Origin of the sequence: Kitasatospora nipponensis (genome assembly GCF_039528135.1) — a bacterium.
In the GTDB taxonomy this organism is placed as follows: domain Bacteria; phylum Actinomycetota; class Actinomycetes; order Streptomycetales; family Streptomycetaceae; genus Kitasatospora; species Kitasatospora nipponensis.
Genome location: NZ_BAAALF010000043.1, coordinates 38,153 through 51,416 on the forward strand (window position 1 = coordinate 38,153; position 13,264 = coordinate 51,416).

A 13,264-nucleotide genomic window follows, 5' to 3' on the forward strand; every position below is an offset into this window, starting at 1 on the left:
CACAACCGTTACACCAGCCTGCCGGCGGCGGGCGGCGGCGCGGGCGGGGCGGTCGTGGCACAACGGAACGGCGGTGACCGGGCGGTGTCCGCGGCGGCTGCGGCTGCCGCGGGGGACGGGGGTGCGGTCGCGTTCCGGCTCACGCCCCGGGAGACCGACGTCCTTGGGCTGCTCAGTCTGGGGCGGACGAACCGGCAGATCGCCGAGGAGCTCTTCATCTCGCCGAAGACGGCCAGCGTGCACGTCTCCAACATCCTGGCCAAGCTGGAGGTCTCGGGACGCGGTGAGGCGGCGGCGCTGGCCCACCGGCTGCGGCTCTTCCCGCAGCCGGTGGCCGCCGCGGGGCGAGGCGGCGCATAGCAGGGTCCGGCGGCGCGCGGCCGGGCGCATCGACGCACACGCCCCGGCGCGCGTGCTTCGAGGCGCGCGCTACGGCCAACCGGGCCGATCTGGTGGAAGCGGGTGCATATCCCTACTCTCGGACCATTACTCTAAGTTGAGTGTACGTGTCGTTGAGTGACCGAAGTGGTGTAGGGTCCCCGCTGGGAGCACCGGTACGGCCCGGCGCGCCCGGGCGGTTGACGCCCGGCGGGTCGAGTCGGTCGGCGGATCCCGTTCAGGCCGTGCCGGCGCCTGCCGCGGGCGGGGGTCGCGCAGGTCACTCGACCGGGGCGCCCTTCCGTCGCCGCCCGGAGCCGGCCACCGGCCGCCCGGGCCGCGGCTGCGCGCGGCGCGGCCGAAGTCCGGGAGCGGCCGAGCCCCGGACCGGAGGGGGAGGTACCGGGTGAGCCCCGCCGATGCCCTGTCGTCCAGCGCCGGGACGGCCGTGACCGCACCACCGCCCGGCGTGCGCCCCGGCGCCGCCCACGAGCCGGCCGACCACGAGTTGGCCGACCACGAGTCCGGCGACCACGGGCCCGGCGACCACGAGTCGGCCGACCACGAGTCCGGCGACCGCGAGCCCGCCGCCCATCGGTCCACCGTCCGCGGCCCGGCCGCCGGCAGGTCCACCGCCGGCCCCCCGGGGGCGGCCCGGCGCCCGGCGCTGTTCGGCATCCGACTCCCCGGAGTGCTGCTCGCCCTGCTCGCCTTGGGCTACACGCTGGGGGCCGCGGTCGGCTGGGGTTCGCACGCACTGGCCCTGTTCATGGGGGACTTCGGCCTGGCCGGCGCGGCCCTGGCGGCCGCCCTGTCCTGCCTGGTCTACGGCTGCGCGGTGCCCGGCCCGGCCCGCCCGGCCTGGCTGCTCTTCGGCCTCTCCTCCGCCAGCCTCGCGGTCGGCAACGGCGCCTGGGCCTGGTACGAGGTGGTCCTGCGCACCGGCCTGCCGGCGGACTCGCCCGCCGACTACGCCTTCCTGCCGTTCGCACCGCTGACCGTCACCGGCCTGCTGGTGCTGGCCCAGCGCCCGCGCGGCGCGGCCGGCTGGTTCTGCCTGTTGCTGGACGCCTGGATGGTGGCCGGTTCGCTCTTCACGCTGGGCTGGAGCCTGGCCCTGGGCCGCACCGCCGAGGGGGAGACGGGTGACCCGCTGCGCCTGGCGCTCAACCTGGCCTACCCGGTGCTGGACATCCTGATGGTCTCGCTGGTGGTCGGCCTGCGCTTCCGTCGCCGCGACGGCAACCGCGCCGCGGTGCACACCGCAATGCTGGGCCTGGCCGTCACGGTGATCTGCGACGGACTCTTCACCACGCCCGCGCTGCGCAACAGTTACCACTCCGGCGACATCCTGGACGCCGGCTGGTTCGCGGGCAGCCTGCTGCTCGCCTCGGCGCCCTGGTCGGCCCGCTGGCGCCGCGGCCGGGTGAGCCGCCAGCACCCCTCGGCCGGCGGCACCCCGCGCCGCCGGGTGGCCTCCACCTTCAGCGCGCTCACCCCGTACGCGGCGGCCTCGGTCTGCACCGCCGGCATCCTCTACAACGCCCTCGGAGGTCATCCGATGGACCGGGTGGTGATCGTGGTCGCCTGCACGGTGGGTCTGGCGCTGATCGTCCGTCAGGGCATCATGCTGCTCGACAACCTGTCGCTGGCACAGGAGTTGGAGCAGAAGGAGGCGCACTTCCGCTCGCTGGTGCAGGGTTCCAGCGACGTCATCATGATCACCGGCGCCAACGGCGGTCTCTCGTACGTCAGTCCGGCGGCGCTGGGGGTCTACGGCCGGGACCCGGAGGAGCTGGTGGGGGGCCGGCTGCTCGACCTGGTGCACCCGCAGGACGCCGAGCGGGTGGTCGCCGAGGTCCGCCGCTTCCTGGCCCGCAGCAGGCGCCTGGCCCGGCAGTTCAGCGCGGTGCCGACCCGCGGCGGCGAGCCCACCGCCCGGGTCGAGTGCCGGATCCGGGCCGGCGGCGGGGAGTGGCTGCACGTGGAGTCCACGGTCAACCGGTACCGCGACGGGCTGATCCTCAACAGCCGGGACGTCACCGAACGGGTCCACCTGCAGGCGCAGTTGCAGCACAACGCGTTCCACGACCCGCTCACCGACCTGCCCAACCGGGCGCTCTTCGCGGAGCGGTTGCGGGCCGCGCTGGGCAGCCGCGGCGGCGAGGGTCCGCGCGAGCACCCCTACGGCGAGGGCGGCGCGGTGGCGGTGCTCTTCCTGGACCTGGACGGCTTCAAGGCGGTCAACGACAGCGCCGGACACCAGGTCGGCGACGAGTTGCTGGTGCAGGCGGCCCGCCGGCTGCAGGGCACGGTGCGCTCGGGCGACACGGTGGCCCGCTTCGGCGGCGACGAGTTCGCGGTGCTGGTCAGCGGCAAGCTGGGCCGGCTGCGGGTGCAGGAGCTGGCCGAGCGGCTGCGGCACGCGCTCTCCGAGCCGTACTGGATCGGCGGCACCGAACTCGCGGTGGCCGCCAGCATCGGCATCGCCTTCGGCCCGCGCGAGGGCGACCCGTACGCGGCGGCCCCGCGCGCCCGCGAGCCGTACCCGGCGGACCCCTACCCCGTGGACCCGTACCCCGTGGACCGGTACCCGGACGGCCCGTACCCGGCGGACCCCCACCCGCGCGATGCGCACACCGCAGGCCCGTTCACCGCCGGCCCCTACCCCGCGTCCCCGCGCGCCCGCGGCCGGCGCGGGCACCCCACCCACCCCGCCCACCCCGGGCACGCCACCCACGCCGCCCAGAGCGGCCACGCCCGGACCCCCGCCCTCGCGCCGGCCGCCGCCGCCCGCGAGCCCGCGGAGCTGGCCGACGAGCTGATGCGCGACGCCGACCTCGCGATGTACCGCGCCAAGTCCGAGGGCAAGGGCCGGGTCGTCCTCTACAGCCCCGGCATGCGCGCCGACCTCGACCGCCGCCGGGAGCTGGAGGACCGGCTGCGCCTGGCCGTGCGCGAGGGCAGCTTCGCGCTGCTCCACCAGCCCGTGGTGGACCTGCGCAGCGGCGCGGTCACCGGCGTCGAGGCACTGGCCCGCTGGCGCTCCGCGCAGGGGCTGCTGCTCACCCCGGCCGAGTTCCTGCGCAGCGCCGAGCAGGGTGACGCCCCCGCCCGGTTCGCCCGCTGGCTGTTGCAGCAGGCGGTCGCCGAGGCGGCCCGGCGCTGCGAGCCGGGCCACCCGGCCGGCAGCCGCTCGGCCGCGGTCCCGGTCACCGTGCGGCTCGCCGCCGAGCGGCTCTGCGCCCCCGGCGTCTACGAGACGATCGCCGGCGCACTGCGCGACACCGGCCTGCCGCCGGACCGCCTGGTGGTGGAGCTGGCCCGGACCGGCCCGGACTCCTCGGCCGACGAGGTGGGCCGCCGGCTGGCCGCGCTGCGCAGACTCGGGGTGGGCACCGCGGTGGCCGGCTTCGGGGCCGGAGGCGGCTCGCTGAACGCGCTGGCCAAGCTGCCCTTCGACGCGCTGAAGCTGGACCGTTCGCTGGTGCAGGAGATCGCCGACTCCCCGCGCAGCCGGGCGCTGGCCGGCCACGCGCTGCGCCTGGCCCGCGACCTGGGGCTGGCCACCGCCGCGGAGGGGGTGGACCAGGCCCGGCAGGTGAGCGTGCTCCAGGAGCTGGGCTGCCGGCACGGGCAGGGGCTGGCCTTCGCCCAGCCGCTGGACGAGTTCCGGCTGCGCCGGGCGCTGGCCCGCCGGCTCTACCCGCTGCCCCGCCCCATCGGCGCGCTCTCCGCCCGGCGGGCCTACCTGGCGGCCGCCGACACCCGTTCGGGTGGACACCGCGATCCGGCGCCGGGCCGGGTCGCGCACCACCACGGCCCGCTGGACCTGCCCGAACGCCGTTCGGCGGCCGGTCCCGGGGGCGGGTCCGGCGCGGGTCCGCATGGCGAGACGTCGATCCCGCCTGCTTGACACCGAACGGCGCTCAGGAGGAAGGTCGGTGCCATGCGCACCCGAATTCTCGTACTTGGCGGGCGCGTCGGCTGAGCGGGCCATGTCGCCCGACTCGAGACAGACCGACGCGCCACCCCTCGCATGCCCTGGGCACGAGGGGTTTTTTGTTGCACTCGCACCGTTGGAACACCGTTGTACCGCCCGCACGTTTCGCCTGAAACTGGTATCAAGCACCTGACAGGGACGAAACGGACAGGCACCCGGCAACCGGACCCTCACCGGCGGATCCACGTCGACCGCCCGGGCCGGCCGAACCCGAGAAGAGACAGGCAGATGACTGAGCACACGGCATCCCCCCGCCGCGGGGACCACCCGGCCGCCCCGTCCCACGGCGCCCCCGCGGTCGTCGAGACGATGACCGGGGCGCAGTCGCTCATCCGCTCCCTCGAGGCCGTGGGCGCGGAGACCATCTTCGGCATCCCGGGCGGCGCGATCCTGCCGGCCTACGACCCGCTGATGGACTCCGTCAAGGTGCGCCACATCCTGGTCCGCCACGAGCAGGGTGCCGGTCACGCGGCCACCGGGTACGCGCAGGCCACCGGCAAGGTCGGCGTCTGCATGGCCACCTCGGGTCCGGGCGCCACCAACCTGGTCACCCCGATCGCCGACGCCTACATGGACTCGGTGCCGATGGTCGCGATCACCGGCCAGGTCGCCTCCAAGGCGATCGGCACGGACGCCTTCCAGGAGGCGGACATCTGCGGCATCACGATGCCGATCACCAAGCACAACTTCCTGGTCACCGATCCGGCCGAGATCCCCCGGGTGATCGCGGAGGCGTTCCACATCGCCGCCACCGGCCGGCCGGGCCCGGTGCTGGTGGACATCGCCAAGGACGCGCTGCAGGCCACCACCACCTTCCGCTGGCCGGTGGAGACCTCGCTGCCCGGCTACCGCCCGGTCACCAAGCCGCACGCCAAGCAGATCCGCGAGGCCGCCAAGCTGCTGGTGTCCGCCCGGCGCCCGGTGCTCTACGTCGGCGGCGGCGTGCTGAAGGCGAACGCCACCGCGGAGCTGCGGATCCTGGCCGAGCTGACCGGCGCACCGGTGGTCACCACCCTGATGGCCCTGGGCGCCTTCCCCGACAGCCACCCGCAGCACCTGGGCATGCCGGGCATGCACGGCAGCGTCCCGGCGGTCACCGCGCTGCAGAAGTCCGACCTGCTCTTCACCCTCGGCGCCCGCTTCGACGACCGGGTCACCGGCCGCCTGGACAGCTTCGCGCCGCTGGCCAAGGTCGTGCACGCCGACATCGACCCGGCCGAGATCGGCAAGAACCGTCCGGCCGACGTGCCGATCGTGGGGGACGCCCGCGAGGTGCTGGCCGACCTGATCGTGGCCGTCCAGGCCGAGCACGAGGCCGGCCACCACGGCGACTACACCGACTGGTGGGTCAAGCTGAACGAGTGGAAGCGGACCTACCCGCTGGGCTACGAGCCGGCCCCCGACGGCGAGCTGTCGCCGCAGCAGGTGATCGAGCGGATCGGCCAGTTGGTGGGCCCCGACGCCGTCTACGCGGCGGGTGTGGGCCAGCACCAGATGTGGGCCTCGCAGTTCATCAACTACGAGAAGCCCTCGACCTGGCTGAACTCGGGCGGCGCGGGCACCATGGGCTACGCGGTGCCGGCCGCGATGGGCGCCAAGGCGGGCCGCCCCGAGCTCGCGGTCTGGGCGATCGACGGTGACGGCTGCTTCCAGATGACCAATCAGGAGCTGGTCACCTGCGCGCTGAACAACATCCCGATCAAGGTCGCGGTCATCAACAACGGCTCGCTGGGCATGGTCCGCCAGTGGCAGACCCTCTTCTACAACCAGCGGTACTCCAACACCGTGCTGCACGCGGGTCCCGAGCACGACGGCAAGGAGCCGCCGGCCCAAGGCACCCGGATCCCGGACTTCGTGCTGCTCTCCGAGGCGATGGGCTGCGTGGGCCTGCGCTGCGAGCGTCCCGAGGACCTGGACGCGGTGATCAAGCAGGCGATGGAGATCAACGACCGCCCGGTGGTCATCGACTTCATCGTCCACCAGGACGCCATGGTCTGGCCGATGGTCGCGGCCGGCACCAGCAACGACGAGATCCTCTTCGCCCGGGGCATCCGCCCCGACTTCGGCGACGACCTCGACTGACGACCCCGACCACCGAAGAGAGTTCACGACATGTCCAAGCACACCCTCTCTGTCCTGGTCGAGAACAAGCCCGGCGTGCTCGCCCGCATCGCCGCCCTGTTCTCCCGGCGGGGCTTCAACATCGACTCCCTCGCCGTGGGACCCACCGAGCACCCGGACATCTCCCGGATGACCATCGTGGTCAACGTCGAGGACCTGCCGCTGGAGCAGGTCACCAAGCAGCTCAACAAGCTGGTCAACGTGATAAAGATCGTCGAGCTCGACCAGTCCGCTGCGATCCAGCGGGAACTGGTCCTGGTCAAGGTCCGGGCGGACAACGAGACCCGGTCCCAGATCGTCGAGATCGTGCAGCTCTTCCGGGCCAAGACCGTGGACGTCTCGCCGGACGCCGTGACCATCGAGGCGACCGGCAGCTCGGACAAGCTGGAGGCGATGCTGCGGATGCTGGAGCCGTACGGCATCAAGGAGCTCGTGCAGTCGGGCCTGGTGGCGATCGGACGCGGTGCGCGCTCGATCACCGACCGCTCGCTGCGTGCCCTGGACCGCAGCGCCTGACCTGCGCGTCTCACACCCTGGGCGCATCCCACCGAACCCCCACCACCTGCGCGTACGGTAGCCAGAGCACCTACGCGAATCACGCAAGGAGAAGTTCCACCGTGGCCGAGCTGTTCTACGAAGACGACGCCGACCTGTCCATCATCCAGGGCCGCAAGGTCGCGGTGATCGGCTACGGCAGCCAGGGCCACGCCCACGCGCTGTCGCTGCGCGACTCGGGCGTGGACGTCCGGGTCGGCCTCAAGGAGGGCTCCGCCTCCCGCAAGGCCGCCGAGGAGGCCGGCCTGCGCGTGGTCACCGCCGCCGAGGCCGCCGCCGAGGCCGACGTCATCATGATCCTGGTGCCGGACCCGATCCAGTCCGACGTCTACGAGGCGGACATCGCGCCGCACCTGAAGGTGGGCGACGCCCTCTTCTTCGGCCACGGCCTGAACATCCGCTTCGGCTTCATCAAGCCGCCGGCCGACGTCGACGTCTGCATGGTCGCCCCCAAGGGCCCGGGCCACCTGGTCCGCCGTCAGTACGAGGAGGGTCGCGGCGTGCCGTGCATCGCGGCCGTCGAGCAGGACGCCACCGGCGGCGCCTTCGCGCTGGCGCTGTCCTACGCCAAGGGCATCGGCGGCACCAAGGCCGGCGTCATCAAGACCACCTTCACCGAGGAGACCGAGACCGACCTGTTCGGTGAGCAGGCCGTCCTCTGCGGTGGCACCGCCGCCCTGGTCAAGGCCGGTTTCGAGACCCTGGTCGAGGCCGGCTACCAGCCGGAGATCGCCTACTTCGAGTGCCTGCACGAGCTGAAGCTCATCGTCGACCTGATGTACGAGGGCGGCCTGGAGAAGATGCGCTGGTCGGTCTCCGAGACCGCCGAGTGGGGCGACTACGTCACCGGCCCGCGGATCATCACCGCCGACACCAAGGCCGAGATGAAGAAGGTCCTCGCCGAGATCCAGGACGGCACCTTCGCCAACACCTGGATCGCCGAGTACAAGGCGGGCCTGCCGAAGTACAAGGAGTACAAGAACGCGGACTCCGAGCACCTGCTGGAGACCACCGGCAAGAAGCTGCGCGACCTCATGAGCTGGGTCAAGGACGCCTGACGTCCTCGCTCTCAGCCGTGCCGCAGCGGGGGCAGGTCCGGGACCGGACCTGCCCCCGCTGTACACCGCGGCTGGTCCCGTGCGGGTGATTTCGCCGCGCGGGCACAGGCAACTGCCCTGTACGCCGATAGACTTCCGAGTGCGCGTCAGGCCCACAGCGTCGTGCGCCCACCTACGCGGCATGCCACCATCCCCACGCCCGTCGGCCTTCAGCCGGCCACGCCACCCCAGCGTGCGGCGGGGAGATTCGGACAGTAAGGACAAACTGTCGTGAGCACTGTGACATCCAAAAACGCCGTGGTTCTGATCGCCGAAGAGCTGTCGCCCGCCACCGTCGACGCCCTGGGCCCGGACTTCGAGATCCGGCACTGCGACGGTGCGGACCGCACCGCTCTGCTGACCGCCATCGCGGACGTGGACGCCATCCTGATCCGCTCGGCCACCAAGGTGGACGCCGAGGCGCTGGCGGCGGCCAAGAAGCTCAAGGTCGTGGCCCGGGCCGGTGTCGGCCTGGACAACGTGGACGTCTCCGCCGCCACCAAGGCCGGCGTGATGGTCGTGAACGCCCCGACCTCCAACATCGTGACGGCCGCCGAGCTCGCCTGCGGCCTGCTGATCTCGGTGGCCCGCAACATCGCGCCCGCCAACTCCGCGCTCAAGCAGGGCGAGTGGAAGCGCAACAAGTACACCGGCGTGGAGCTCTCGGAGAAGACGCTCGGCGTGGTGGGCCTGGGCCGGATCGGCGTGCTGGTCGCCCAGCGGATGTCCGCCTTCGGCATGAAGATCGTCGCCTACGACCCCTACATCCAGGCCGCCCGCGCGGCCCAGATGGGCGTCAAGCTGCTCACCCTGGACGAGCTGCTCGAGGTCTCCGACTTCATCACCGTGCACCTGCCCAAGACCCCCGAGACGATCGGCCTGATCGGCGACGACGCGCTGCACAAGGTCAAGCCGACCGTGCGGATCGTCAACGCCGCGCGCGGCGGCATCGTGGACGAGGCGGCCCTGGCCAGCGCCCTCAAGGAGGGCCGGGTGGCCGGCGCGGGCCTGGACGTCTACGCCAAGGAGCCGTGCACCGACTCCCCGCTCTTCACCTTCGACAACGTGGTCGCCACCCCGCACCTGGGCGCCTCCACCGACGAGGCGCAGGAGAAGGCCGGCATCGCGGTCGCCCGGTCGGTGCGCCTGGCGCTGGCCGGCGAGCTGGTACCGGACGCGGTCAACGTCCAGGGCGGCGTGATCGCCGAGGACGTCCGGCCGGGTCTGCCGCTGGCCGAGAAGCTCGGCCGCATCTTCACCGCGCTGGCCGGCGAGGTGGCCGTGCGGCTCGACGTCGAGGTCCGCGGCGAGATCACCCAGCACGACGTCAAGGTGCTCGAACTCTCCGCACTCAAGGGCGTGTTCGAGGATGTGGTGGCCGAGACGGTGTCCTACGTCAACGCCCCGCTGTTCGCCCAGGAGCGCGGCGTGGAGGTCCGGTTGACCACCAGCAGCGAGAGCCTGGAGCACCGCAACGTCATCACCGTGCGCGGCACCCTGGCCAGCGGCGGCGAGATCGCGGTCTCCGGCACGCTGGCCGGCCCCAAGCAGCAGCAGAAGATCGTCGGGGTGGACGCCTTCGACGTCGACGTGGCGCTCACCGACCACATGGCCTTCTTCAAGTACGAGGACCGCCCCGGCGTGGTCGGCACGCTCGGCCGGATCCTGGGCGACGCGGGCATCAACATCGCCGGCATGCAGGTCGCCCGCGAGGGCGCCTCGCAGGAGGCGCTGGCCTCGATCACCGTGGACTCGGAGATCCCCCAGGAGGTGCTGGCGGAGATCGCCTCCGAGATCGGCGCCAGGTTCGCCCGCTCGGTCGACCTCGGCTGACCCGCCGCGAACCGTCCTACCGGGAGCCCGGACCGCTGGTCGGTCCGGGCTCCCGGCGTTGTGCGGGAGCCGGCCGGCGGGCGCCGGGGGAGTGGCCCGTCTCAGATACTAGGAAATCCAACTACTTGTGCAGACACGCGCTGGACCTGGGCGTACCGTGAAACTGCCACACGGTTAACCCCGCTGTTCACGGCCCCACCACCTGGCCGGAGCAAGCGGCCCGTGCGCGCCGTACGCACCGTGGCGGGCGATCCCCGTCAGGCGTACCCCCCTCCTCCCTCACCCGACGCCGCAGCGTGCGTCTCTTGACCCTAGGAGCCCGGTATGCCCCCCACCGCGGACCTGCTCAGCCACCGTGACCGCTCCGCCGCCGCGGAGCCCACCCGTCGCCGTCGCCGCCGCGACCAGGTCGACCCGGCCGCCGCGGCCGCCCTGCAGCGGGCGCTCGACCGGCGCGACAACGGCGGCGCGACCGGGCACTGACGTCCCGGTCGGCCGTTGGGCCATTCGCCTGACGGTGCGTCACTGTGCCGCGCGGTGGCGGTGGGCAGCGGCAATTCTTGGGTCGTGCGCACCCGATGGCTCAGCCCCCGCCCCCGTCCCAGGCCCGACGCCCACCCCCGAACCGACTCCCGCCCCAGAGGCGGCGTCCACCCGCGAAGCGGGCTGCGGCGCCGGACCGACGGCGGACCGCGACACCGTTCGCACCCCGGGCCGGGCCGGCCGCTCGCGCTGCTCGGCCTGGCCCTGGCGCTGCTGGCCGGCCCCGCCGTCCTGGCCGCCCTGCCGTCCAGCGGCCTGGCCGCGGTCGGCGGCGCGGGCGCTGGGGTGGCGGCGGGCGCCCGGCAGTCCGTCCTGCTCGAACTGGACACCGAGTCCGTGGCCCCCGCCTGGCGGCGCGCCGCCGAGGGGGCCCGGCGCGAACTGCGCTCCGCGCAGGACGTGCGGCAGGCCGCCGCCCGGGCCGGACGCGAGCAGCGCGAACGGGCCCTGGCGGCGGTGGACCGCGTGCTCGGCGCGGTCGGCCCGGAGCACCGGCTGCTCTACCGCACCCAGACCCTGTTCACCGGCCTCGCGGTGAACGCCCCGGTGAGCCGGCTGGCGGCGCTGCGCGCGCTGCCCGGGGTGCGCGCGGTGCACCCCATCGCGCTCAAGGAGCGCGCCAACGCGCACTCCGTGCCGCTCACCGGCGCGCCCACCCTGTGGGCCGGGCTGCCCGGACAGCCGGCCACCACCGGGGCGGGCGTGACGATCGGCATCATCGACAGCGGGATCGACTACACCCACGCCGACTTCGGCGGCCCCGGCACCGAGGCCGCCTTCCGGGCGGTGGACGGCGCCCGCCCGGCGCCGCCCGGGCTCTTCCCGAGCGCCAAGGTGACGGGCGGTCAGGACCTGGTCGGCGACGACTACGACCCGGACCCGGCCGCCCCGAACCACCAGCCCGTCCCGCACCCGGACCCCAACCCGCTGGACTGCGCGCTGAACGGCCACGGCACCCACGTGGCCGGTACCGCCGCCGGCTACGGGGTCGGCGCGGACGGCCGCACCTACCGCGGCCCCTACCGGCCCGGCCTGGACCCGGCGGGCCTGCGGGTCGGCCCGGGCGCGGCGCCCGGCGCCCGGCTCTACGCGATCCGGGTCTTCGGCTGCCAGGGCTCCACCGACCAGCTCGCGCACGCCCTGGACCTGGCCGCCGACCCGAACCAGGACGGCGACCCCAGCGACCACCTCGACGTGGTCAACCTCTCGCTCGGCAGCGGCTTCGGCGACCCGCAGGACGCCGACGCGCTGGCCGCCGACAAGCTCGCCGAGGCCGGCACCCTGGTGGTCTCCTCGGCCGGCAACGAGGGCGACGTGTACGGCATCGGGGGGGGTCCGGTGGTGGCGGCCCGGGTGCTCGCGGTCGCCGCCTCGGCGGACGGCCACAGCGACTCGGACGCCCTGCGGGTGCTCGCCCCCGTCGCGCTGGCCGGCCTGCTGCCCACCCACTGGAGCGCCCGCTACCAGGGCTGGGACCACCAGGAGGTGGCCGGCCTCTTGGCCCGCCCGGTCGACCAGGTGGACGGCTGCGCGCCGTTCGAGGCCGCGCACGCCGCCCGGCTGCGCGGCCGGGTGGCGCTGCTGGAGTGGCACGTCGACGACGCGGCCCGGGCCTGCGGGTCCACCCCGCGGGTCGACCACGCCGCCGACGCGGGCGCGATCGGCGTGCTGCTGGCCGCCGACGGGGACCGGTTGGGGGAGATCTCCGGCGACGACCGGATCCCCGCCGAGATCCTGGCGCCGGCCGCGGGCGACCGGCTGCGCAGCGCGGTGGCGGCCGGCGAGGTCCGGGTGCGGCTGAGCACCGCCGGCGAGCACCTGCACGGCGCCGTCCCGCAGGACCGGCCCGAGCGGGTGGACACGCTGGCCGAGTTCAGCTCGCGCGGGCTCGGCGTCGAGGGGCTGGTCAAGCCCGACCTGGCGGCGCCCGGCGAGACCATCTGGTCGGCCAGGGCCGGCTCCGGCAGCGAGGGCACCCGCGAGGACGGCACCTCGATGGCGGCTCCGCACGTGAGCGGCGTGGCCGCCCTGGTCCGCGCCGTCCACCCGGAGTGGAGCGTGGAGCAGGTCAAGGCCGCGCTGATGGACACCGCCGGCGACACCTGGGCGGGCGAGGGGCGGACCGGGCCGCACTACGGTCCCGAGCGCGCCGGCGCCGGCCGGGTGCGCGCCGACCTCGCGGCGGTCACCCCGGCGGTGGCCTACGCGGCGGGCGGCCAGGGGCAGGTCGGGCTCTCGTTCGGGCCGGTCCCGGTCACCGGGCCGCTCGCGCTCACCCGCGAGGTGGAGGTGCGCAACCTCTCGCAGGCGCCGCTCGAGTACGTCACCGGCTACCAGCCGGCCACCGAACTGCCCGGCGCGCGCTTCGAGCTGACGCCCGACCGGGTGAGCGTGGCCCCCGGGCAGAGCGCCCGGGTGCGGGTCACCCTCAGCGTGCCGGGCGCGCTGGGCCGCGCCCCCGACCCGACCCTGGTGCTCAACCAGGCCGGCCACGCCCGCAGTTACCGCGGCGAGCTGTCCGGCCAGCTGCTGCTGACGCCCACCGCGGGCGGTCCGCCGCAGCTGCGGGTGCCGCTCTTCGCCGCGCCCCGGCCGGCCTCGCGGTTCACCGCCGCCCCGGTGGAGCACCCGCTCTCCGGCTACCCGGTGGCCTCCGCCCGCCCGGGAGCCGGTGACCTGCCCGGGGGCACGGGCGGCGCGGGCGCGGTGAGCACGGCCACCGTGCTCACCGTCG

8 protein-coding genes are annotated in these 13,264 nt (G+C 74.2%); all 8 read left to right on the forward strand.

Features of this window, described 5'->3' with window-relative positions; genetic code table 11:
* Positions 1–360, forward strand: a 360-nt coding sequence (locus ABD323_RS15030; protein WP_344442051.1) for a response regulator transcription factor, incomplete at its 5' end; no start/stop codon positions are given.
* Positions 361–784: 424 nt separating this feature from the next.
* Entirely contained in the window at positions 785–4,294 is a 3,510-nt protein-coding gene (locus ABD323_RS15035; RefSeq protein ID WP_425555995.1) for a putative bifunctional diguanylate cyclase/phosphodiesterase, read from the forward strand.
* Between the two features lie 315 nt (positions 4,295–4,609).
* Complete coding sequence (locus tag ABD323_RS15040) at positions 4,610–6,463, forward strand: acetolactate synthase large subunit (RefSeq protein WP_344442052.1); 1,854 nt, start codon at positions 4,610–4,612, stop codon at positions 6,461–6,463.
* Positions 6,464–6,493: 30 nt separating this feature from the next.
* Positions 6,494–7,018 (forward strand): acetolactate synthase small subunit, encoded by a 525-nt coding sequence (gene ilvN / locus ABD323_RS15045; protein WP_344442053.1) that lies wholly within the window; start codon positions 6,494–6,496, stop codon positions 7,016–7,018.
* Between the two features lie 101 nt (positions 7,019–7,119).
* Positions 7,120–8,115, forward strand: a complete 996-nt coding sequence (ilvC, locus tag ABD323_RS15050) for a ketol-acid reductoisomerase (protein ID WP_344442055.1) — start codon at positions 7,120–7,122, stop codon at positions 8,113–8,115.
* A 279-nt stretch (positions 8,116–8,394) separates the two neighbouring features.
* Positions 8,395–9,987 (forward strand): phosphoglycerate dehydrogenase, encoded by a 1,593-nt coding sequence (gene serA, locus ABD323_RS15055; protein ID WP_425555997.1) that lies wholly within the window; start codon positions 8,395–8,397, stop codon positions 9,985–9,987.
* A gap of 324 nt (positions 9,988–10,311) precedes the next feature.
* Complete coding sequence (locus ABD323_RS15060; protein ID WP_344442058.1) at positions 10,312–10,470, forward strand: hypothetical protein; 159 nt, start codon at positions 10,312–10,314, stop codon at positions 10,468–10,470.
* Positions 10,471–10,554: 84 nt separating this feature from the next.
* The coding region (locus ABD323_RS15065) for a S8 family serine peptidase (protein WP_344442059.1) at positions 10,555–13,264 on the forward strand (2,710 nt) is incomplete at its 3' end.

Bases quoted from the DNA above. Each gene is read 5' to 3' on its own strand.
- ABD323_RS15040 (WP_344442052.1), top strand. From the start codon at position 4,610: ATGACTGAGCACACGGCATCCCCCCGCCGCGGGGACCACCCGGCCGCC.
- ilvN (WP_344442053.1), top strand. From the start codon at position 6,494: ATGTCCAAGCACACCCTCTCTGTCCTGGTCGAGAACAAGCCCGGCGTG.
- ABD323_RS15060 (WP_344442058.1), top strand. From the start codon at position 10,312: ATGCCCCCCACCGCGGACCTGCTCAGCCACCGTGACCGCTCCGCCGCC.